The sequence below is a fragment of the Achromobacter sp. genome (genome assembly GCF_032113835.1).
Classification (GTDB): domain Bacteria; phylum Pseudomonadota; class Gammaproteobacteria; order Burkholderiales; family Burkholderiaceae_B; genus Achromobacter.
In genome coordinates this window covers 15,971-38,712 of record NZ_DAMCTG010000034.1, presented here as the reverse complement: position 1 = coordinate 38,712, position 22,742 = coordinate 15,971, and the positions used below count along the sequence as shown (strand labels likewise).

Sequence of the window (22,742 nt, the reverse complement as noted above, 5' to 3'; positions counted from 1 at the left end):
GCAAACTGCAACGGCAAAGGCGCCGCGGCCGGCTAGGCCGCAGGCGCCTTCGCGCTTACTTGATGATGTTGGCGCCGAACCACTGGGTGGCGATGCGGCCGGCGGTGCCGTCCTGCTTCATCGAATCCAGCGTCTTGTCCAGCTTGGCCAGCAACTCGGTGTCGTCCTTGCGCACGCCAACGCCGTAGTCTTCCGTGCCGAAATTCTCTTCCAGCACGCGGTACTCGCCCGCACGCTTGCTGATCAGGTAACGGCCCACGACCTCGTCCACGACGATGGCGTCCAGACGGCCGGCGGCCAGGTCCATCAACGCGGTCACGTTGTCGCCGAACTTCTTCACTTCCTTGATCTGCGCGGCAACCGGATCCTTCGCGATCGCGTCCGTGGCGCTGCTGCCGTCCTGCGCGCCGATGACCTTGCCAGCCAGATCGTTCTTGACCTTCACCGGCGACGTATTGCCCACGATGATGATCTGGTGGTTGGCCATGTAGGGCGCGGTGAAGCTGATGTTCTTCTTGCGCTCTTCCGTGATGGTCAGGCCGTTCCACAGCACGTCGACGCGCTTGCCGTTCAACTCGGCTTCCTTGGCGCTCCAGTCGATCGGCTTGAATTCCACTTCGATGCCCAGACGCTTGCTGGCTTCCTTGGCCATGTCGATGTCGAAGCCGACGATCTGGTTGCTGGCATCGCGAAAGCCCATGGGCGGGAAGTTGTCGTCCAGGCCAACAACGACCTTCTTGGGCGTGGCCGGCGCTTGGGCGCCAGCGGCGGGCGCGTTGTCGCTGGGACCGCAGGCCGTGAGCAGAGCGGTTGCGGACACAAGCAGTACAGCAGTCAGTTTTTTCATCGTTGTGAGGGCGCGAGGCGCAGGATTGAAGAAAGCCGGGAGGGCTGGCAGTCAGCCGCGAGGCGGTATTTTAGCGTTGTTGGGGGGAATTGCTGGCGGGGCGGAGTTCCCGAGCAGTCCCACTACTGGACGGGAGCTTGGTGCCGTAGGTGGACGACTTGCCTCCATCGGTGGAACAGCCAGATGCGGTCTGTCGTCGTAGCCGGCTCCAGACCAAGATCGGCCATCGCACGAGCGTCAAGCGACGGCCGTTGTAGGCTGAGTGCGGTGCGGCCGGTCAGCGGCATAATCCGCTATCCACCAGCCGACTTGGTCGAGTCGATCGACACAGTGCGGCCTCCTGCAGGTCCGCCCCTTCTCACGAGGCGTTTCGGTCGTATCCTGTGTCCGTACCTACACTGCGCCAGATTTGATCTGAGGATCCGTAGAGACTGCCGCCACCCCCAACTTTCAATCCCAGCCGCACAAGCGGAACGGCAAGCGGGATGATCTTTCTCGAACAAATATTCAACCTGGATGCACTTTATGGCTAGAAAACCAACATCCATGAACCGAGAGCCGGAACGATAGCCAAAACTCAGTCAAGGCTCGCCGGATCACCTTTTTGGGACCTCAGCTGCCGAAATCCGTTGCGGCCCGTATGAATTGGGCGTCTGCACATCCAGGCACCGTCAAAATCATTGAACCAAATTCTCAAGTTCAATGAACTTCGACATTTGAGCTATATGCCCCCTGCCCTGGCCCACTCGACAGTTGCCGCGCTGAGGTATCCGGACCACATCGCTTTTACGCGGGATTACCCGCTAATTGTGTAGAAATTTTCGTCCTACCGGGTCTTAGTTGGGGCCGCTCCTGAGTTGGCCGTAGCTGAGCTGGTCCGCGGCGTAGCAATCGCACGCCACCTGCTCAAGGCCTGGCCTGTTCAGGATCTCGATGTTTCCGCGGCGATACGCGATCAGCTTGCGGTGCTGAAGGGCCGAGGCCGCCACCGTTACGCCGACCCGCCGCACACCCAGCATATAAGCCAGGTATTCATGAGTGAGGTGAAAGCTGCCCGAATGCGCGCGGTCTTGCGTCATCAGCAACCAGCGCGCAAGCCTGCCCTCGAGGACATGGAAATGCATGCAGACCGCGGTCTGGGCGAGCTGCTGCAGGATTACTACGGTATAGCGGCTGATTAGGCCGCGCAACGCTGCACTGGCGTCCAATTCCTGCCGGAACAGATTCGCTTTCATGCGCAAGGCCGACCCGGCTCCCTGCACGACGGCGCGCAATTGCGAGGTATCGGCGCCCAATGAAACGTCGACGCTCCACATCCCTTCATTGCCGACCAGGCCCACCTCCAGGCAAGCACCGTGCTTCTGCGGCAGAATCAAGGAGATATAGCTCCCGCGCGGAAAGTAGACGTCGTTGATGCGGTCGCCGGGCTGAAGCAGGCATTGCCCGAAGTCCAGGTCAACGGACTCGAAGCGATCCAGCAAACGGGGCCGCTCCCGGCTGGGCAACGCGTCGAGCAGGCGGTTGGGAACATCGGCGATCGCGGGGCGCGGCAAATTCTGCTCCAGGTTCTATCTCAGGCGCGCACCGCGCCGCCAGTTTGACTCAACAGGCGCTGATACTCCTGCCGCACGACCATATAGCATTCGCAGACACGTGCCTCCAGCGCTGCGCGGTCCACCACGGTGATATGGCCGCGGCGATACCGGATCAGACCGGCCTCCTGCAGATGGCCGGCCGCCTCGGTGACGCCTTCGCGCCGCACACCCAGCATGTTGGCGATCAGTTCCTGCGTCATGGCGAGTTCGTCGGATTGCAGTCGGTCCAGGCTGAGCAGCAGCCAGCGGCAAAGCTGCTGGTCCAGCGAATGATGTCGGTTGCACACCGCTGTCTGGGCCATTTGCGTGAGCAGCGCCTGGGTGTATCGAAGCAGCAGGTGCTGCATGGTCCCACCACGGTCGAACTCGTCTTTCAGCGCCTGACCCTTCAACTGATAGGCCGACCCCGCGCTTTGGACTATCGCGCGGCTGGGCGTGGTTTCTCCGCCCATGAACAAGGAAATGCCAACGATGCCTTCATTGCCGACCACGGCAATTTCGGTGGAGGCGCCATCTTCCATGACACACAGCAGCGAGACAATGCAGTCGATCGGGAAGCAGACATGCCGCATTCGGCCGCCCGGTTCGTACAAGGCTTTTCCCAACGGCAGGGAGACGCGTTCCAGAAGCGGAAACAGTCGTTCCATATCCTGCAGGGGCAACGCCGCCAATAGTTGATTCTGGGGGGGATCGTGTGAATCAGGCATATGAGTCCCTCCAACAAGCCCAATTGCAACGGCCCTATCCGGGGCCGCAATCCGAAAATCCTCCGGCACACTTTGCCCACTCGGCAGGGGCAATCGCCACGCGCTATGTGCGGTGGCGAACGGAGTCCTGCCCAGAGTAGCGCACTATTGGGCGCTTACCCCTGTCACGCTATGGGAAGCCCAGACTCAAGTCCGTTCGCTGGCGCACATAGCGCCAACGGTCTTGGCATCCAGGTATTTCTGCACCAACGCGCGCGTGGAGCTGTCCAGCCCCTGCGCGCGGGCCTGCCCGGTCCCAATCGCTTGCGCGATATGCGCGGCTAGCGTCTTGCCAAGCTCCACGCCCCATTGATCGAAGCAATCGATGTCCCAGATAACGCCCTGGGTGAACGCGCTGTGCTCATAGAGCGCGACAAGCGCGCCCAATGTCCGGGGCGTGAGCTTCGCGGCCAGGAGCGTATTGCTGGGGCGGTTCCCCTCCACCCGCCGGTGCTTACCTCGAGCCTGCGCATCGCCTGGCCCGCCCCCCTCGTCCAGGGGGCGTCCGAAGGCCAGGGCCTGGGCCTGGGCGTACATGTTCGCCAGCAGTTCTTCATGGCCGCCCGCCGATGACGGCATCGGCGCAAGGAACCCGATGAAGTCGCAGGGCACGATCTGGGTGCCCTGATGCAACAACTGATGGAACGAATGCTGGCCATTGGTCCCGCAGGCGCCCCAGTAGACCGGACTGGTCATGCTGCCGACCGGGGCTCCGTCTTGGGTTACGGACTTGCCGTTGCTTTCCATCATCAATTGCTGGACATAGGAGGGGAATCGTCTCAGATCGTGGGCATAAGGCAGAATCGCAACGGATCGCGCCCCGAGAAAATTGTTGTTCCACACACCCATCAAACCAAGCAGGACGGGAAGATTCTGTTTCATCGGCGCGGACAGGAAATGGGTGTCCATGTCGTGGAAGCCGGCCAGCATCTCGCGGAACGCGGTGGACCCGATGGCGGTCAGCAGTGCCAGGCCCATGGCGGAACACAATGAATAGCGGCCGTTGACCCACTCCCAGACGTCGAACACATGCTCCGGCGCGAAACCAGCCTCAATGGCAGCGTCGCGATTGCCCGTAACAGCCACGAAATGCGCCCGCAGCGCGCCTTCGTCCTGGATGTCTTCCATGCACCAGGCCCGCGCGGCGGCCGCGTTTCGCAAGGTTTCGGGTGTGTGGAAGGTTTTCGAGCAGACGATGAACAGCGTTTCGCGCGGATCCAGATCACGCGTTGCCAGAAAGAAGTCGGCGCCGTCCATGTTGGACACGAAACGGAACTGCATGTCCCGCCGTCCGTAGTGCTGCAGGGCCGCGCAGGCCATTCCTACGCCGATCGCGGAGCCGCCTATGCCCAGGTTCACGATACTCCTGATCTTTTTGCCGGTCCCGCCGAACCAGGTGCCGCTGCGCACCTTGCCGGCGAAATCTTCCATGTGGCGCAATACGCGCTGAACGTCCGGCACCACATCCCTGCCATCCACCCGCACGCTGGCATCGGCCGGCATGCGCAATGCGACGTGCAATGCCGCGCGACCTTCGCTGGAATTGACCGGATCGCCATTGAACATGGCATCTATCTTCGCCGGCAGACGGCTCGCGCAGGCCAGGCGCAACAACAGCTCGAGCGTCCTGCCGGTGATCCGGTTCTTGGAGTAATCCAGGTACCAGCCGGCGGCCTCCTCGCTGAAGCGCTGCCCGCGCTCCGGGTCAAGCTGGAACAGGTCGCGAAGATGCCGCGGCCGCACTTCGTCCGAGTGCCCGGCCAGCGTCTGCCAAGTGTGGGTGAGCGACACGTTATTCGGGCCGCCCGTTGCTCGTCTGACCATTGCGCTATTCCTCCAAGCCGTTCGACCGGCCCCGCGGGAATGCGGAACTCGGGTCGCTTTTGCCACAGGCCGTGAACGGCGTCCGTGCGGTAGCGTACAGAGCCTGCGGTCGTGCTTGGTCAATCTATGGCCATGAAACCCATTGATTGGCCCTCGCTCGAAGCCGCGCCCGAATGGATAGACCTGTTTACCCGAAGCAAGGCCACGCCGCACTCCGCCGAAAGCGAGCCGCCGTTGCGCGCGGAGTTATTCAGCGCCCTACAGATGGAGCAGCACGGCCAGGCCTTGGCGGGCGCGCATCTGGTGGGCACATCGCGACCGCCGGACACTTTGCTGCCTCGGTTGACTGAAAACCAGACGTTGCTGGCCCAGGCCTGCGCGCTGCTGATGGAGTCCATGCGGCAGAACCGCCGGATCACGCCGGCCGACGAATGGCTGCTGGACAATTTCTACCTGATCGAAGAGCAGATCCGGCTGGCCAAGCGGCACTTGCCCAAGGGCTACAGCCGCAGTCTGCCAAAACTGGACGCGGGCCCCTCCAAAGGGCTGCCGCGGGTGTATGACATTGCGCTGGAGATGATTTCCCATAGCGACGCGCGGATCGATGCCACGGGCATCCAGGCGTTCGTGGCCGCCTATCAATCAATTGCGCCGCTGCAACTGGGGGAATTGTGGGCGGTCCCCATCATGATTCGCCTGGCCCTGATCGAGAACCTGCGCCGCGTCGCCATCCGCCTAGCGTACGCGAACATGAACCGCGGGCTGGCGGACACGTGGGCCGACACCATGCGCAAGTCTGCCGAGGAGGATCCCACCGGTCTGATACTTGTCATCGCCAACATGGCGCGATCGAATCCCCCCATAGACGGTTCGTTCGTCGCGGAACTGGTCAGACGGCTCCAAGGGCACGGCCCGGCGCTGGCGCTGCCCCTGACGTGGTTCGAACAGCGGCTTGCCCAATCAAACCTGACCATTGAGCAAATGGTCCTAGCCGAGAACCAGCAGCAGGCCGCCGACCAGGTGTCGATCAGCAACAGCATCGGCAGCCTGCGCACTTTGTCGACGACGAACTGGAACGACTTCGTGGAAGCCGTCAGCATCGTGGACCGGACCCTGAGCCGGGATCCCGCCAACGTCTACCGGAGCATGGACTTTCCCACCCGAGATCACTACCGCCATCGGGTGGAGCGGATGGCGCGCAATTCTCACCATGCCGAAACCGAGATCGCCGCCATGGCGATCGATCTGGCCGCCGCAGCGGCGGCCGACCCGACCCCTGGCGTCGATCCGCGGCGCGGGCACGTGGGCTTCTACCTGATCGACCAGGGCCAGGACGAGCTGGCGAAACAGGCCAAGGTTAGATCCAGCATGGCGGAAAGGCTGGCCCGCATCTCCCCCCGCGCCGCGCTGCGCCTATATGCGGGCGCCATCATCCTCCTGACGGGCGCGGTCAGCGCGCTGCTGCTGGCGATGGCCCATGGGACGGGACCCGGCCTCTGGGCCATGGCGTGTTTCGCCTTGCTGTCCGTGCTAGCCGCCAGCCATCTCGCCGTGGCGATCGTCAACTGGTCCTTGACATGGCTGGTGCGCCCCCAGCGCCTGCCGCGCATGGATTACGCCAAGCGAATTCCCGACGATGCCCGATGCCTGGTCGCCGTCCCCACGATGCTGATCGACCTGGATGACGCGGACACGCTCGCCGAAGCGCTGGAGATCCGCTTCCTGGCGAATCCCGGGGACAACCTGAGCTTCTGCCTGCTGACGGATTTCGCGGACGCCGCGTCGGAGCATCTGCCGTCGGACGCCCTTCTGCTCGAGCGCGCGAAGGCGCAGGTCCAGGCGCTGAACAAGAAATATCGGGCGCTGGGACGCAGCCCGTTCTACCTCTGCCACCGCCCCCGCCGCTGGAACGAACAGGAACGGATCTGGATGGCCCACGAAAGAAAAAGAGGAAAGCTGGCCGATCTGAACGGCCTGCTTCGCGGCGAGGGCGCGGACGCATTTTCCTGCGTGGTGGGCGACTTGGCGGCGCTCGCCGGCACCAGGTACGTCATCACGCTGGACACCGACACCGACTTGCCTCGGGAAACCGCCTGGAAGCTGGTTGGCGCGATGGCCCATCCCCTCAATCAGGCGCAGTTCGACCCAGCGACGCGTCGGGTAACGCGCGGCTACGGCATCCTGCAGCCCCGGGTGACGGTGAGCCTGAACGACCTGACGGCGTCGCCGTATGCACGACTCAATGGTGGCGATCCGGGCATCGATCCCTATACCAACACGGTCTCGGACGTTTACCAGGACATCTTCAAAGAGGGGTCCTTCATCGGCAAGGGCATCTACGACGTGGACGCCTTCGATGCGGCACTGAAGGAATGCTTCCCGGACAACCGGATCCTGAGCCACGACCTGCTGGAAGGCTGCTATGCACGCTCGGGTCTGCTAAGCGACGTCCAACTATTCGAAGGGCAGCCCGCCCGCTACGTCGCGGACGTCAGCCGCCGGCACCGTTGGATACGCGGAGACTGGCAGTTGCTGGGCTGGCTGTTCGGCCGCGCGCCGGCAGCCCCGGGCGCGGAACGCGGACCGTCCCTGCCAGCGCTGGCGCGCGCGAAGATCCTGGACAATCTGCGCCGCAGCTTGGTCCCGGCCAGTCTTGTGCTTTTGCTGGCGCTGGGCTGGATGCTGTTGCCGACCCCGTACCTGTGGACGGTCGCCTGTGTGATTATCCTGTTCCTGCCCGCCCTGTTCGCCTCCGCCTTGAGCGGGGTAAGGAAAGAAGAAAACGTCGAGCTGTCACGGCATCTGGTCGGCTGGTTGGCGCCCACGCTGCAGCAATTCACGCGGGCGGCGTTTTCCTTGACCAGTCTGGCTCACGAAGCCTTGTACAGCCTGGACGCGGTCATCAGGACGCTGTACCGGCTGATTTCGCGCCGGCGGTTGCTGGAATGGAAGGCGTCAAGCATTACCAACCGGGACGGCGGGACGCGTTCCGGTCCGTTCCTGCTTTCCGTCTGGGGCTCGCCCGTGCTCGCGGCCACCATCGGCGCAGGTGTGGTGCTGCTGAACCCATCGGCCTGGGTGGCCTCCTTGCCGGTTCTGGCACTTTGGGTGGCGATGCCTGCCATCGCCTGGCGCTTGAGCCGCCCGCCGGTGCTTGCCCCGATCGATTTGTCCCTCGACCAGAACCAGTTCCTGAGAATGCTGGCGCGCAAGACCTGGTCATTCTTCGACGGCCACGGCGGCGCGGAAGACAACTGGCTGATACCCGACAACATCCAGGACCAGCCGTCCCCGGCAATCGCCCACCGCACCTCGCCCACCAACCTGGGGCTGGCGCTGCTGGCCAACCTGGCCGCTTACGACTTTGGTTACCTGCAGGCGGGCCGCCTGCTGCAAAAGACGCAGGCGTCGCTGGGCACCATGGCGACGCTTGAGCGCTATCTGGGCCACTTCTACAACTGGTACGACACCGTCACGCTGAAGCCGCTGGCCCCGCTCTACATTTCGACCGTTGACAGCGGCAATCTTGCCGGCCACCTGCTCACGTTGCGCCCCGGCCTACTGGAACTGGCGCAGGCGCCCATCCTGCATCCCCGGACATTCGAGGGTTGCGCCGACGCATTCGCGGTCTTGCGGGAAGCCGTCCCGGCTGACGATTCGCCCGAACTGGAGGCGCTGGCCGACGCACTGGCGTCCGCCACCCTGTCAGGTCCCGTGACCTTGGGCCAAGCCAGGCAGCATCTCGACCGGCTATGCCAACTGGCCGCCGGCCTGACCGCACGCTACGCGGCGCCGGAATTCGCGCAGGCGCTGTGCCACGGCGACGCGTTGCTGCGCCAATGCGAGGCCGCGCGTGACGAGCTGGCTCTGCTGGCGCCCTGGCGAGGCTCGCCCGCCGGCGCCGCATGGGGGGACATGCCCGAATTGAACGCCATCCCGACCTTGCAGCAGGTCGCGGGTCAGGCCACGGGCTTGCTGCCCGCCCTGCGCGAGCGGCTGTCGCTGCCGGAGACTTCCGCCGACGAGCGGGCCTGGCTGCTGGAGACCGAACTTTCCGTGGTCGTGGCGGGCGAGCGGGCCCGCGAACGCCTCGCCTTGATTGCCCTGCTGGCCGACACGCTGGCCGAGATGGCGGTGGCCGATTACGGGTTCCTGTACGACAAGGGCAGCCGCCTGCTGGCCATCGGCTACAACCTGACCGAGCGCAGGCGCGACGAGGGCCTGTACGACCTGCTGGCCTCCGAGGCCCGCCTTTGCAGCTTCGTGGCAATCGCGCAAGGCCAGCTCCCGCAGGAAACGTGGTTTGCCCTGGGCAGGCAGCTCAGCAGCGCCGCGGGCGGCACGGTGCTGTTGTCGTGGAGCGGCTCGATGTTCGAATACCTAATGCCGCGGCTCGTCATGCCGTCCTACGCGCATACTCTGCTGGAGCAGACCTGCAAGTCGGCCGTTCGCGCCCAGATCGAGTACGGCGACAAGCTCGGCATTCCCTGGGGCATGTCCGAAAGCGCGTACAACCTGTTCGACATTGGCATGAATTACCAATACCGGGCGTTCGGCGTGCCGGGCCTCGGTCTGAAGCGGGGGCTTGCCGATGACGTGGTCGTGGCTCCGTACGCATCCATTCTGGCGCTGATGGTGTCACCCGACGAGGCGTGCCGGAACCTGCAGCGCTTGGCCAAGGAGAACCTGCTGGGTCGCTACGGATTCTACGAGGCCATCGACTACACGCCGCGCCGCCTGCCGCCGGGCAAGACCGGCGCCATCATTTATGCCTACATGGCGCACCACCAGGGAATGGGGTTCCTATCGATCGCAAGCGTGCTGCTGGGACGCACGATGCAGGCGCGCTTTGAAGCTGATCCGTCCTTCCAGGCCACCCTGCTCCTGCTGCAGGAGCGGATCCCTCGCGCGGCGGCGTCCTACACCAAGGCCGTGGAACTATCGGTCATCCGCAGCACCGCGTCGGGACTGCCAGAAGCGTCGGTGCGCGTGTTGGATACCCCCGACACCGCCATTCCCGAGGTGCAACTCCTGTCCAATGGACGCTATCACGTCATGGTCACCAACAGCGGCGCGGGCTCGAGCCGTTGGCGAGACCTGGCCGTGACCCGCTGGCGCGAAGACGGTACCTGCGACAACTGGGGCACGTTCTGCTACCTAAAGGACAAGGACAGCGGCGCCATTTGGTCCACGTCGCACCAGCCTACCCTGACGCGGCCGGACCACTATGAAGTCATCTTCTCCGAGGGACGGGCCGAGTTCCGCCGCACCGACCATCAGATCGACACGCACACCGAAATCGTCGTGTCCCCGGAAGACGATATCGAGCTGCGGCGCTGCCACCTGACGAACCGGAGCCGCGAACGGCGGACCATAGAAATCACCTGCTATGCCGAGGTCGTCATCGCGCCGCCCATGGCGGACGAACTGCATCCGGCGTTCAGCAATCTCTTTGTGCAGACCGAGATCGTTCCGTCCGAACGCGCCATCCTGTGCTCGCGCCGGGGCCGCAGCCCAGCGGACAATCCGCCCAGGATGTTCCAGCTACTGGCCATCCATGGCGGCAATCCCGGCACGGCGTCCTATGAAACCGACCGGTCCATCTTCCTGGGCCGAGGCCGCTCGGCGGCTGATCCCCAGGCGCTGGAGGGCGACGCGCCGTTGACGAACAGCCAGGGGTCGGTGCTGGACCCGATCTCCGCGATTCGCTGCGAGATCACCCTGGAGGCGGAGGAATCCGCGGTCATCGATCTGGTGCAGGGCGTGGGCGACAGCCGCAGCGCCTGCATGAACCTGATCAGCAAATACCGGGATCGCCACCTGGCCGACCGGGCCCTGGAACTGGCGTGGACGCACGCGCAGGTAATCGTGCGCCAATTGAACGCCACCGAGGCGGACGCCCAGCTCTATGCGCGGCTTGCCAACGCCATCGTCTACCAGAACCCGGCCATGCGCGCGGAGGCGGCGACGCTGCTGAAGAATCGCCGCGGACAATCGGGTCTGTGGGGATACGCCATCTCGGGCGACCTGCCCATCGTGCTGCTGCGGATCAAAGATCCGGCAAACTTCGAGCTGGTTCGCCAACTGGTCCAGGCGCATGCCTACTGGCGGCAGAAGGGCGTGGCGGTGGATCTGGTGATCTGGAACGAGGACACGGGCAGCTACCGCCAGGCGCTTCAGGACCGCATGATGGGCCTGATCTCCGCAGGCGTGGAGGCGCACATCATTGACCGCCCGGGCGGCATCTTTGTGCGCCCCGGCGACCAGATATCGGAAGAAGACCGCACGCTGCTGCTGGCGGTGTCGCGCATATCGCTCAGCGACGCGCTGGGAACGCTGGCGAACCAGGTGAACCGTCTGGGTCTGCCGGAGATCCGCACTCCGCCCATGGTGATCTCGACGCCGCCCCTGCCGCCTGCCCCGCAAGCAGCCGCCGCGCAGGAGCAGTCCGAGCTACTACATCACAACGGGCTGGGCGGTTTCACGCCCGACGGAGAGGAATACGTGATCACCACAAGCCGGGGCCAGCGCACGCCGGCGCCCTGGGTGAACGTCATCGCCAATGCCGGCTTCGGCACGGTGGTGTCCGAAAGCGGACAGGCCTATAGCTGGAGCGAGAACGCCCACGAGTACCGGCTCACTCCGTGGCACAACGACGCGGTTAGCGACGCTTGCGGAGAAGCCTTCTACCTACGCGACGAACTCAGCGGCCACTACTGGTCCCCCGCGCCCTATCCGGCGGGCGGCGAGTCCGCCTATGTCACGCGCCACGGCTTTGGCTACACAGTGTTCGAACACTTGGAAGACGGCATCGAATCCGAACTGTGCGTCCATGTCGCCCAGGATGCGCCGGTGAAGCTCTACGCGTTGACGCTGCGCAACCGGTCGGGGCGGCGCCGTCGCCTGTCGGCAACCGGCTACGTGGAATGGGTGCTAGGCGACCTGCGCGCCAAGACCTCCATGCACATCACGACCGAGATCGATCCGGACACCGGCTCACTGCTGGCACGCAACAGTTTCAATACCGATTTTGCCAGGCACATCGCGTGGTTCGACACCAGCAGCGCGAGCCGGACCATGACCGGCGACCGCAAGGAGTTCATCGGCAGGAACGGCACCCTGCGCCACCCGCAAGCGTTGCGCCGCAGCCGGCTCTCGGGCAGGACGGGCGCGGGACTCGATCCCTGCGCGGCCATCCAAGTCCCGGCCACGCTGGAGGACGGTCAGGACGTGCGAATCCTCTTCCACCTCGGCGCGTCGGCGCAGGGAATCGAACAAGTCAGGCGACTGGTGCGCCAATACAGCGAGCCGGGCGCGGCCAGCAGCGAACTCCAGACGGTCAGGCGGTATTGGCGGGACGCGCTGGGTGTCGTGCGCATCGACACCCCGGACACGGCCGTCAATACGCTGGCCAATGGCTGGCTGCTCTACCAGACGTTGGCCTGCCGGCTGTGGGCACGCAGCGGCCACTACCAGTCTGGTGGTGCCTACGGCTTTCGCGACCAACTGCAAGACGTCATGGCGCTGGTGCTCGCCCGCCCCGCCCTGGCACGCGACCACCTGCTGCGCTGCGCGGCCCAGCAATTCGTGCAGGGGGACGTGCAGCATTGGTGGCACCCGCCCACGAACCGCGGCGTGCGCACGCGCTGCTCGGATGACTACCTGTGGCTACCGTTCGCCACCTGCCACTATGTGAAGGTGACGGGGGACACAGGCGTGCTGGCGGAAGAAGTGAACTTCATTGAAGGCCGCCTGCTTAACCCCGGCGAGTCGTCCAACTACGACCACCCCATTGCGTCCAGGGAGTCCGCAAGCCTGTACGCGCACTGCGCCCTTGCCTTGTCGCACGCCTTGAGCGCCGGCGGCGCGCATGGCTTGCCGCTGATCGGCTCCTGCGACTGGAACGACGGCATGGACAAAGTCGGAGAAGCGGGACGCGGCGAAAGCGTCTGGCTCGGCTTCTTCCTTTACGACACGCTGACGCGGTTCGCGCCAGTGGCCCGTGCGCAGAAAGACCTGGCGTTCGCCGCGCACTGCGAATCGGAAGCCGCCCGGCTGCGCGTGTGTCTTGAAGCGTCCGGCTGGGACGGCGGGTGGTACAGGCGGGCCTATTTCGACGACGGCAGCCCCTTGGGGTCCGCCGAGAATCCGGAATGCCAGATCGACGCCATCTCCCAAAGCTGGGCCGTGCTGTCGGACGCCGCCCGGGAAGACCGCGCACGCCTGGCCATGCAGGCCGTGGACGACCAACTGATCGACAACGCGCGCGGACTGATACGGCTGCTGGATCCGCCTTTTGATTCCTCTGGCCTGAATCCCGGCTACATCCGAGGCTATGTGCCTGGCGTGCGCGAGAACGGCGGCCAGTACACCCACGCCGCCATCTGGACCGCCATGGCATTCTGCGGCCTTGGCGAAGATGCGCGCATCGGCGACCTGCTGACGATGCTAAACCCCATCAGCCATTCCGACTCCCCCGCAAAAGCCGCCGTCTACAAGGTGGAGCCTTATGTCATGGCCGCCGATATCTACACCACGCCCGGGCAGCGAGGCCGTGGCGGCTGGACCTGGTACACCGGCTCATCGGGCCTGATGTACCGCCTGATCCTGGAATCGGTGCTGGGGATGCGCCGGCGCGGCGCATCCATGAGCTTTCACCCCTGCCTGCCCGCAGACTGGAACACCTTCAAGCTGCACTACCGGCACGGGGCTACGGTGTACTCGGTGACCGCCGTGCGCGGACAATCCGAGAATGGCGCGGGGTACGTGACGCTTGATGGCGTGCTGCAGAAATCGGGTGAAATCCCCTTGCTGGACGACGGAAGGGATCGCGAGGTCATGATCGTATTACAGGCGTGATGTCAGCGCCCAGAATCAAGACCTGAAGCCCGATTCCCGTCCTGAGCTACATGTAAAGCCGATCACAACGAACTCTTGTCGCCGTCCGATCCAGGACAGAGATCGACCGGCGACATAGGCTGCTCCCTGCTGCTTGCCGATCACCTTACCGCTGCCTGGATACGTTGACGCGCTCAAAACGGTTGATGGCTCAATCACTTGGGATGAGCCGCTTCATTCCGGGCCATGTCGCGCGCACAACGACGGGCCGCTTAGGGCTCCAAACCCGCCACCGGCAAAGCGAACAGCACGATCGCCGGATTCGCCACGACAAACCCCGTCCCCGCCAGGAAGATCACAGGCGACAGCGCGCGCGCCATGTCCGCGCTACCTTGCGAGTCTTGCACCGTAATGCGATACGACTGGTCCAGCGCCGTCTGCGTGGATCCGCCCGCCCCCGCCGCACCCGGTGTCGCCGGGCCGGCAAGATAGCGTTTGCCCTTGAGGTGGTGGGTGTAATAGACCATCCCTTCCTTTGTGGTCTGAAAGTGCATGGCCAGCGCCTGTTCCCGATCACGCGGCGTGGCATTGTCCATCAGTTGCAAGCGAACGTAGCCCCACGTGAAGCCGTCGGCCCCGACATAAAAGTTACGCGGAATCCCTGCGGTCAGCCGGGTGCGAAAGTCAGCTCTCATCGCCTGCGCCATCGCGGGCGGCATGTCGAACAGATAGTGATACTGCGGGCCCAGGACCGCAAACGTCTTGCCGTCCGACGACACCATCAAAGTGGAGACGTTTTCGGTGTAGGTCTTGGTCGAAGCGCAACCCGCCATCAGGAGGGCAAGCGCGGAGAGAAGCAGCAGGGTCAGAAAGCGTTGCATGGTTGATTGAACGACTGAAATGGGGTCGAAAGGGGTCTGTCGGGGCTTACTCAACACCAGAGAAAAACGCACACTGCCCCGGATACCCAGGCCGAGCATCACACGCCTTCAGGCAGCCCGCCTTTCCTCCAGGGAATCCAGCCGCAACCGACATCCCAAACCCATAAGTCGGCGTAGTCACATCAAACCGGCTCTCGCAAACCTTCTTAGTGCTGTAAGCGAAAGTCATCCCTTCGCGCCGCCCATTGACCGCAAACGAAACCTGGAAGCTATTCGTACTGCTCCATCCCGCCCGTGGCAACACCACAAACCGGTACTGCGTAGCGTCCAGACGCTCACCAAAGATCTTCAATTGCGCAGACGTCGTCCGAGTCGTGGGCGACGGGTACGGCACGGCCAGCAGTGTCCTAGGATCACCCAACACGCCCAAGTCAAACCCCACGCCCTTCTGATAAAACGGAACCTCGATACTGGGATAGCCCGAATACTCCACCCGCTTCACCGTCGACCCGTACTCTAGCGTCCGAGGCTCGTAATCCGGCGCCCGTGCGAACGCCACATCCAGCGTCATCACCACGTCCGCCGGATTGGCATCTTCGGTACGCACATGCTTTTCATACACGTCGGCGGAACTTGCGCAGCCGGCAAGGGCCACTACGCAAGAAAGCGCCAGCCACCGAAACCCATTCACCACGGAAATCGGCGTCATCTCATTGCTCCTTTCGCGGTTGAACCGGCAGCGCAATGGGCTTCAACCCCTGCCCCACAAATTGCCAACCGCCCTTGCCTTCCAACCATCGAAAATTCCGGTTGATCCATTCCGCCCTCATGTTGTCGTAGAGCCGGCGCTGATCGATGTGTTTGCCTTCGTCGAGCGCCTTGCGCGCACGTGCAGCGCTTTGGTCCCACGCCGGTTTGAAGGCATCGCGCTGCATTGCCCTGGTGAACGGGACGGTGGCATACGGACCCTCGTCCGCGACGCTCAGGCGGATCTCGTTGTCGAGCAGCACGGCGCCGTGGCGATTGTCTGGCGACACCGACACCAGTAGCGGGGTCGACTGCAGGCGCTCCTTGGGCTGCAGGTGTTCAAACCACAGGACCTTTCCCGTCGACGTCACGAGCGCCCGCGAACCGGCGGTGAAGAGCAGCAGGTCCTGACGTCCGGGCTGCGCCAGACCCATGTCCGGGTCGCGCACATCGACGGAGGGGCTCAACACGCGCGCGAGCGGTGTGCCGATCTGGACCGCGATCAGAATGGTGCCCACGCCCATGAAATCGTTCGAGACCGCCAGGAGGATCGGCTGACCGCCCTGGGTCGGGCCCAGCGCCCTGACGTGCGCAAACTTGTACGCGTTCAGGGGCCGGTATGGCTTGCCGCGGAATTTGAGCTGTTGGAGGGTCGAACCCGAATCGCCTTCCAGTTCAAAGTCGCCGCCCAGCGGCTGTACGGCGTTCGCGGAGGAAGCCGGGACCGTTGCTGGCCCGGTCTGCGCGTGCGCCAGCGTCGGCAGCGTCATGAATAGCGACAGCCCCAGCGCGAAGGTCGTGCATATGCGCGCAATGCGCGAATCCGGCGGAACAGTTTTCGTAGGAGGCAGCAACACGGCATCGGCGGCGGCGCCGCAGGAAAGTGGTGCCGGCATTCTAGGTCAAATGCACTATTCGAAGCAGATCGCCGCCCAATGCCGCCGCTTTACCTTCCGCCCGTCTGTGGCCAGGCGTGCGAATCGGCTGAACGCGCAACGGTACGCCGTACCCATCTCGCATAGGCCAACGCCAGGCGATTTACGTATTGGTGCTCCCGCGCGGCACATCACCCCCCGCGCGCTGCAGAAACCCCGCGCTCAATTCCTTCAAATCAACCACCCCCAGCAACCCCATGTTGCGCCGCACTTCCTCAGTGATCAGCCCTATCGCGTGCGCCACGCCGCGTTGGCCGGCCACCGTCGCGGCATAGTTGAACGGACGGCCGACGAAGACGCAGCGCGCCCCCAGAGCCATCGCCTTCAATACGTCCGTACCTCTCCGCACGCCGCTGTCCAGCATCACTTCCATGGGGCCCGCGGCATCCATGATGGCGGGCAAGGCGTGCAGGGGCGACACACTGCCGTCCAGTTGGCGCCCACCGTGGTTGGAGACGATGATCGCGTCCATGCCCAAGGCGCGCGCGGCGCGCGCATCGTCCGGATGAAGAATCCCCTTCAACACCATGTGCCCCTTCCAGCGACGGCGGATGGCCGATACATGCTGCCAGTTCAAGTGTCCTCGGTCGGAGAAGTCCCGCAGCACGCTGGACGACATGATGGGCGCGCCGCGTGTGGCGTAGTTGTTCTCGAAGTGCGGCATGCCGTGGCGCGCTAGCGTTCGTAGAAACGTGCCAAACAGCCATCGCGGATGCGTCACCCCCTGCCAGGCAAGGCCGAGACTGGGTCGTAGCGGCGTGGAGAAGCCTGCCCGCACATTGTTCTCGCGGTTGGCGGCGACGGGCGTGTCGACCGTCAGGACCAGCGTGTTGACGCCGGCGGCCGCCACGCGGTCGATCAGCGCGGCGATCTGCGCATCGTCGCCGGGAAGATACGCCTGGAACCAGGTGTCAGGCGCCGCCTCCACGACGGTCTCCAGGCGGATGAGCGACGAGCCGCTCATGATGCAGGGCACGCCGGCCTCGGCCGCCGCGCGCGCCAGGACCACATCGCCGCGATAGCTGGAGATCGCGGAGATGCCCATGGGAGCCACGCCTACGGGTGCCGCATAGTCGCGGCCGAGCACCGTGCACCGTGTGCTGCGTGCGGACACGTCCACCAGCACCTTCGGCCGGAAAGCAAATTCGGCAAATGCCTCGCGATTGCCGCGCTCCGATTGGCCGTCCTCCACGGCGCCCGATACGTATGCGTAGATGGGCGCGGGCAGAAGCGCTTTGGCCGCGGCTTCGAAGTCGTGCAGGCTGAGCATTCGGCGCAAGGGATCGGACATGTCGGGCTCCTCCGGCGGCCGCTGTGGCGAGCGGCCGTCTATTGTTGTCGGTATCGGCGGGGACTATAGGCGCGCACGCCGTTTGAATAAAGTGACTTTATCGATGGCCTTTCATACACTTTTGTTCACTCTCGATATCGCCCTGCCTGCCGCCCCCCATGACGCTAAAGCAACTTGAGGCCTTTTACTGGGCCGCCACGTGCAAGAATTTCGCCATTGCGGCGAATCGCCTCAATATTTCGGTTTCTTCATTGTCCAAGCGCATTGGTGAACTGGAATCGTCCATTGGCGCCGAGTTGTTCAGCCGCAGCGCGCGCAGCGCGACGTTGACAGCACTGGGCGAACAGCTGGTGCCGCACGCCAAGGATCTGTTGCGCAACGCCGACCAGTTCATGCAGCAGGCCAGCAACAACCTCAGCTACTCGGGTCGCTGCCGGTTTGGCGCGGGCGAACTCACGTCGCTGACCTGGATGTCCCAGCTGATCGAGGTCATCCAGCGCGCCCATCCCAACCTGCTGGTCGAGCCATTCGTGGGCGTCGGGGAACTGGTCGAGCGCGGTCTGGAGGAAGGCGAACTCGACTTCGCGGTGATCGCGGGTCCCTCGTCCCGCCCTTCCATCGCGTCGCGCGTTATCGGTAGTGCGCAATTCGAATGGGTCGCTGCGCCAAGCGCGGTGCCGAATCCGGCCGCTATCACGCCGGCGGACCTGCCGGGCCTGACGCTGATAACACTTCCGCAAAGCTCGGGCGCCATCCGCATTCTCGATGACTGGCTCACCGAGCAACGCGTATCGCCCGGCCGCAACCAATGCTGCAACGGCTGGGGCGGCATCGCGGCGATGTTGCAGCAAGGTCTGGGGCTGGGTTTTCTGCCGTCGGCGTGGGCGCAGATTCTGATCGAACGGGGTCACTTGCAATCCCTGCCTGCCTTTCCGCCGTTACGCCCCCTCACCTATACCTTCCAATGGCGCCGTGACGATACCCGGCCGATGCTTGAGACGTTGCGCGTGCATGCCGAGGCCTGCCTGGATTTCCACGCGCCCACCGGCATGATTTGAGTGCGAGCCACGCCGGCTGCACCTCCCTACTGTTTCCGAAAAGCGTTATTTCCGCTGTCAAATTATTCGCTTTATCTCCGGAATTTGCGGGCGTAGAGTCGCCACAAACAACCACTCTGGAGACAAGGCGACATGCCGGATTTTGGATTCACCTTGCACGACTGCCCCCCCGGCCCCAGCCGCGAGACGCTTGCGGCTTACCAAGACCTGGCGGTGGCAAACATCAGCGATGCGATGAGCCGCAGCACGGGCACGTCGTCGCTGCGGCCGATTCACCGGACCCGCCGGATCCTGGGTCGCGCCTTCACGGTGCGCACCCGGCCGGGCGACAACCTGATGGTGCACAAGGCGATTGATACCGCACTGCCCGGCGACATCATCGTGGTCGACGCGGGCGGCGACATGAGCAACGCCATCATCGGAGAAATCATGGTGGGCTGGGCTGCCAAGCGTGGCCTTGGCGGCTTTGTGATTGACGGCGCCATCCGCGACAGCGAAACCATCGGCGAGGGTGACTTCCCCGTCTATGCCCGCGGCGTCGCGCATCGTGGGCCTTACAAGGACGGCCCCGGCGCCATCAACGTGCCCGTCACCGTGGACGGCATGGTCGTGATGCCTGGCGACCTGCTGGTGGGCGACGCCGACGGATTGCTGGCCATCCGCCCGGACGAGGCGCCGGCCATCGCAGAACGCGTTCGCGCCATCGCCCAAACCGAGGCGCAAGTCCTGAAGGACATCGAGCGCGGCACGCTGGATCGCAACTGGGTCGACGCGGCCCTCAAGTCGCGAGGCGTGCTGTGATGGCCGCAACGCCCCGCCACACGGCACGCCTTTGCAGGCTGGACCTCTGGCTCAATCCGGTGTTCGACGAGATCATCGGCGCCACGCCCGGGATCACGTTGTCGGTGCTTCCTGCGAACGGCGACGACGCCCGCACGCTGGCCGGTCTGAAGACCGCGCACGCCTACCACGTGTCCGCGGCCAAGGACGAACTGCCGCGCCAGTGGTTCGTCAACGCCGAGTTGATCGCGCAATGCCCGGATCTGGTGTGCGTGTCGTCGGGCGGCGCGGGTTACGACACCATCGACGTGGCGGCCTGCACCGCGGCCGGCATCGCGGTCGTGAATCAGGCCGGCGGCAACGCGGAATCCGTGGCCGAACACACGTATGCGCTGCTGCTGGCCGTGCAACGGCGAATTGTCGAATCGCACAACCGCCTGCGCCAGGACACGGGATTCTCCCGCGAAGATCTGATGGGCCATGAAATCCACGGCAGCGTGATTGGCCTGGTGGGCATCGGCAAGATCGGCACGAGCGTCGCCCGCATCGCACAAGGCTTCGGCCTGCGCGTCATCGCCCACGATCCGTTGCTGGACGCCGCGACCATCCGCAGCCGGGGCGCCGAACCCGTCGGGCTGGACGAGTTGCTGTCGCAATCGGACATCGTGTCGCTGCATTGCCCGCTCGACGCATCCACGCGAGGACTGATCGGCGCGAAGGCCTTTGCGGCGATGAAGCCGGGCGCGGTGTTCGTTTCGACGGCTCGCGGCGGCATCCACGACGAGAATGCATTGCACGACGCGCTGCGTAGTGGGCATCTGCGGGGCGCGGGGCTCGATGTCTGGGAACAGGAGCCGCCCGATCGCTCGGCCCCGCTGCTGGCCCTGGACAACGTGGTCGCCACCTTCCACACCGCAGGCGTCACGCACGAGGCGCGCCGCAGCGTCGCGCGTTCATCGGCGACGCAGCTAGCCGCGATGCTGCGCGGCGAGCGGCCGCCGCAACTCGTGAATCCGGAGGTGTGGCCGCAGGCCGCCAAACGTATCGCCACGCTGACATAACAACGCGGCACACGCGCCGGTCCAGGTAAAAAGGCCGGCGCGGTGACCGCCAGAACCACTGAGGAGACAACCATGCAACAACAAAACAAGCGCCGCACGCTGCGCACCCTGGCCACCCTGCTTGCGGGCGCCGCATTGTTTTCGGGCGCCGTGCAGGCCGCCGGCTATCCGGACCGTCCGATCAACCTGATCGTGTCTTACGGACCGGGCGGCGGCACCGATCTGGTCGCGCGGATGATGGCGCCTTACCTGCAAAAGCATCTGGGCGGTGACGCGCGCATCGTCGTGCTGAACCGGCCGGGCGCGGGCGGCGCGATCGGCTTCGCGGAATTGGCGCGCGCCCAGCCGGACGGCTACACCATCGGTTTCATCAACACGCCCAACCTGTTGACGATTCCCATCGAACGCAAGACCGCCTTCACCTGGCAGAGTTTCGACCTGCTGGGCAATCTGATCGATGATCCTGGCGCCTTCACGGTCCTGAAGGACAACTCGATCAAGAACCTTGCGGAACTGTCCGACTACGCGAAGAAGAACCCGGGCAAGGTCACCGTCGGCACCACGGGCACGGGTTCGGACGACCACCTGGCCATGCTCCGGTTCGAGCGCGCGTCGGGCACGAAGCTCAGCCACATCCCGTACAAGGGCGCGGGCGAGGTGCGCGGTGCGCTCGCAAGCGGCGAGATCACGATCGGCGCCATCAACGTGGGCGAGGCGCTTCAATACCAGAAAGGCGGCACGCCGCTGCGCTTCCTGGGCCAGATGGGCAACACGCGCTCGGCCGCGCTGCCGGACGTGCCGACGTTCAAGGAACAGGGATTCGATTTCGAACTGGCTTCGCTGCGCGGGCTGGCCGCGCCCAAGGGCTTGCCGGACGACGTGCGCACGAAGCTGGTCACGGCGGTCAAGCGTACGGTCGACGATCCGGAATTTCAGGCCAAGGCCCGGGAGATGTTCGCACCGCTGCGTTATTTGCCGCCCGCTGAGTATGCGAAAGAGCTGAAGGCGGGCGAAGCGCAGTTCCAGCAGCTTTGGAAAGAAGCGCCCTGGCTCGACAAGTAGACTTGTGTTTTCAGGGCGCCTGATCTGTCACGGCCGCCGGAGGATTCCGCGCGGCCGGCGACATCAACGCATCGCGGCCAGCATCAGATCCAGATTCTGCACCGCCGCGCCCGAGGCGCCCTTGCCCAGGTTGTCGAATACGGCCGTCAGCAGCACCTGGCCGTGCTGCGCATTGCCGTAGACGCCCAACCGAAGATCGTTCGTGCCGTTCAGCGCCTCGGGATTCAGGTTCGTGTGCGTGGCGGCCTCGTCGCGCGGCACGACCTGCACATGCGCCGCGCCGGCGTAGTGCTGTTGCAGGCATTCGTGCATGTTCTCGGCATCCACGCCAGCGGGCAGCAGCCGCAGGTGCAGCGGAATGGTCAGCACGATGCCCTGGCGGAAAGCGCCATAAGACGGCACGAAAACCGGGCGCTGCGTGAGCCCCGCGTGCCGTTCGATCTCGGGCGTGTGCTTGTGCGCCAAGCCCAGACCATAGACCTGAAACGCCGGACCGCGCGGGCCATCCGCGCCTTCATAGGCCTCGACGCTGGCGCGGCCGCCGCCCGAGTAGCCGGACACCGCGTTGATGACCGCCGGATAGTCGGCAGGCACGAGGCCCGCCTGGACCAGCGGCCGCAGCAGCGCGATGGCGCCGGTGGGATAGCAGCCGGGATTGCTGACCCGCAGCGCGTGGGCGATGCGCTCGGCCTGGCCGGCGCTCATTTCCGGAAACCCGTACACCCAGCCCGCATCCGTGCGGTGGGCGGAACTGGCGTCGATGATGCGCACCTTGGGATTGACGACGGACGCCGCCGCCTGACGCGCGGGTTCGTCGGGCAGGCAAAGAATCGCGATGTCGCTGGAATTGATCGCGTCGGCGCGGCGCTGCGGATTCTTGCGGTCGGCTTCCGGCAGCGTCAGCAGTTGCAGGTCGCTGCGGCCATTGAGCCGTTCGTGGATCTGCAGACCGGTCGTGCCCTGGTCGCCGTCGATGAAAACAAGAGGTTGGGTCATGATGCTGTCCGGGTGGTTCGGCGTTGCCTGATTCGTTCAGGAGTGGACCTTATCTTCGATCTACGAGCGAGATAAGAAAAG

Annotated in this window: 14 protein-coding genes; 5 read left to right on the top strand and 9 right to left on the bottom strand. The window is 64.6% G+C overall.

Features of this window, described 5'->3' with window-relative positions; genetic code table 11:
- Nucleotides 1–55 precede the first annotated feature (55 nt).
- From RT697_RS13955 to pgi, 4 genes are all read right to left on the bottom strand, one after another.
- Nucleotides 56–847, bottom strand: a complete 792-nt coding sequence (locus tag RT697_RS13955) for an amino acid ABC transporter substrate-binding protein (protein ID WP_056561484.1) — start codon at nucleotides 845–847, stop codon at nucleotides 56–58.
- Between the two features lie 836 nt (nucleotides 848–1,683).
- The gene (locus tag RT697_RS13950) at nucleotides 1,684–2,400 is read right to left on the bottom strand and encodes a Crp/Fnr family transcriptional regulator (protein ID WP_313699614.1); all 717 of its coding nucleotides are present in this window, start codon (nucleotides 2,398–2,400) and stop codon (nucleotides 1,684–1,686) included.
- Nucleotides 2,401–2,420: 20 nt separating this feature from the next.
- On the bottom strand, nucleotides 2,421–3,149 hold the full coding sequence (locus RT697_RS13945; RefSeq protein WP_313699613.1) for a Crp/Fnr family transcriptional regulator: 729 nt from the start codon (nucleotides 3,147–3,149) through the stop codon (nucleotides 2,421–2,423).
- A 186-nt stretch (nucleotides 3,150–3,335) separates the two neighbouring features.
- Entirely contained in the window at nucleotides 3,336–5,012 is a 1,677-nt protein-coding gene (pgi, locus tag RT697_RS13940; RefSeq protein WP_313699612.1) for a glucose-6-phosphate isomerase, read from the bottom strand.
- A gap of 132 nt (nucleotides 5,013–5,144) precedes the next feature.
- Here pgi and RT697_RS13935 point away from each other — a divergent pair, with 132 nt between their 5' ends.
- Complete coding sequence (locus tag RT697_RS13935; RefSeq protein WP_313699610.1) at nucleotides 5,145–13,871, top strand: GH36-type glycosyl hydrolase domain-containing protein; 8,727 nt, start codon at nucleotides 5,145–5,147, stop codon at nucleotides 13,869–13,871.
- Nucleotides 13,872–14,122: 251 nt separating this feature from the next.
- Here RT697_RS13935 and RT697_RS13930 read toward each other — a convergent pair whose 3' ends face one another.
- From RT697_RS13930 to RT697_RS13915, 4 genes are all read right to left on the bottom strand, one after another.
- A complete protein-coding gene (locus RT697_RS13930) occupies nucleotides 14,123–14,731 on the bottom strand; it encodes a hypothetical protein (RefSeq protein WP_175183540.1) in 609 nt (202 codons plus the stop codon).
- Between the two features lie 46 nt (nucleotides 14,732–14,777).
- Complete coding sequence (locus RT697_RS13925) at nucleotides 14,778–15,440, bottom strand: hypothetical protein (protein WP_175183541.1); 663 nt, start codon at nucleotides 15,438–15,440, stop codon at nucleotides 14,778–14,780.
- 1 nt (nucleotide 15,441) lies between these two features.
- Nucleotides 15,442–16,374, bottom strand: coding sequence for a hypothetical protein (locus RT697_RS13920; RefSeq protein WP_313699607.1), 933 nt, complete (start codon nucleotides 16,372–16,374; stop codon nucleotides 15,442–15,444).
- A 142-nt stretch (nucleotides 16,375–16,516) separates the two neighbouring features.
- The gene (locus RT697_RS13915) at nucleotides 16,517–17,704 is read right to left on the bottom strand and encodes an alpha-hydroxy acid oxidase (RefSeq protein WP_313699605.1); all 1,188 of its coding nucleotides are present in this window, start codon (nucleotides 17,702–17,704) and stop codon (nucleotides 16,517–16,519) included.
- A gap of 158 nt (nucleotides 17,705–17,862) precedes the next feature.
- Between RT697_RS13915 and RT697_RS13910 the strand changes: the two genes are divergently transcribed.
- The 4 genes from RT697_RS13910 (at nucleotide 17,863) to RT697_RS13895 (ending at nucleotide 21,665) form a co-directional block, all read left to right on the top strand.
- Complete coding sequence (locus tag RT697_RS13910; RefSeq protein ID WP_313699603.1) at nucleotides 17,863–18,762, top strand: LysR family transcriptional regulator; 900 nt, start codon at nucleotides 17,863–17,865, stop codon at nucleotides 18,760–18,762.
- 132 nt (nucleotides 18,763–18,894) lie between these two features.
- A complete protein-coding gene (locus RT697_RS13905) occupies nucleotides 18,895–19,563 on the top strand; it encodes an RraA family protein (protein WP_313699602.1) in 669 nt (222 codons plus the stop codon).
- The gene (locus RT697_RS13900; RefSeq protein WP_313699600.1) at nucleotides 19,563–20,603 is read left to right on the top strand and encodes a hydroxyacid dehydrogenase; all 1,041 of its coding nucleotides are present in this window, start codon (nucleotides 19,563–19,565) and stop codon (nucleotides 20,601–20,603) included. The genes RT697_RS13905 and RT697_RS13900 overlap by 1 nt, the downstream gene beginning before the upstream one ends.
- Before the next feature lie 72 nt (nucleotides 20,604–20,675).
- Complete coding sequence (locus tag RT697_RS13895) at nucleotides 20,676–21,665, top strand: tripartite tricarboxylate transporter substrate binding protein (protein ID WP_313699599.1); 990 nt, start codon at nucleotides 20,676–20,678, stop codon at nucleotides 21,663–21,665.
- Nucleotides 21,666–21,728: 63 nt separating this feature from the next.
- Here RT697_RS13895 and argC read toward each other — a convergent pair whose 3' ends face one another.
- Complete coding sequence (argC, locus tag RT697_RS13890) at nucleotides 21,729–22,661, bottom strand: N-acetyl-gamma-glutamyl-phosphate reductase (RefSeq protein ID WP_313699597.1); 933 nt, start codon at nucleotides 22,659–22,661, stop codon at nucleotides 21,729–21,731.
- Between the last annotated feature and the right edge of the window lie 81 nt (nucleotides 22,662–22,742).

Coding starts and splice junctions, on each gene's coding strand:
- RT697_RS13955 (WP_056561484.1), bottom strand. CDS start 847: ATGAAAAAACTGACTGCTGTACTGCTTGTGTCCGCAACCGCTCTGCTC.
- RT697_RS13930 (WP_175183540.1), bottom strand. CDS start 14,731: ATGCAACGCTTTCTGACCCTGCTGCTTCTCTCCGCGCTTGCCCTCCTG.
- RT697_RS13895 (WP_313699599.1), top strand. CDS start 20,676: ATGCAACAACAAAACAAGCGCCGCACGCTGCGCACCCTGGCCACCCTG.
- RT697_RS13945 (WP_313699613.1), bottom strand. CDS start 3,149: ATGCCTGATTCACACGATCCCCCCCAGAATCAACTATTGGCGGCGTTG.
- RT697_RS13915 (WP_313699605.1), bottom strand. CDS start 17,704: ATGTCCGATCCCTTGCGCCGAATGCTCAGCCTGCACGACTTCGAAGCC.
- RT697_RS13900 (WP_313699600.1), top strand. CDS start 19,563: ATGGCCGCAACGCCCCGCCACACGGCACGCCTTTGCAGGCTGGACCTC.
- RT697_RS13905 (WP_313699602.1), top strand. CDS start 18,895: ATGCCGGATTTTGGATTCACCTTGCACGACTGCCCCCCCGGCCCCAGC.
- RT697_RS13935 (WP_313699610.1), top strand. CDS start 5,145: ATGAAACCCATTGATTGGCCCTCGCTCGAAGCCGCGCCCGAATGGATA.
- argC (WP_313699597.1), bottom strand. CDS start 22,661: ATGACCCAACCTCTTGTTTTCATCGACGGCGACCAGGGCACGACCGGT.
- RT697_RS13920 (WP_313699607.1), bottom strand. CDS start 16,374: ATGCCGGCACCACTTTCCTGCGGCGCCGCCGCCGATGCCGTGTTGCTG.
- RT697_RS13925 (WP_175183541.1), bottom strand. CDS start 15,440: ATGACGCCGATTTCCGTGGTGAATGGGTTTCGGTGGCTGGCGCTTTCT.
- RT697_RS13910 (WP_313699603.1), top strand. CDS start 17,863: ATGACGCTAAAGCAACTTGAGGCCTTTTACTGGGCCGCCACGTGCAAG.
- pgi (WP_313699612.1), bottom strand. CDS start 5,012: ATGGTCAGACGAGCAACGGGCGGCCCGAATAACGTGTCGCTCACCCAC.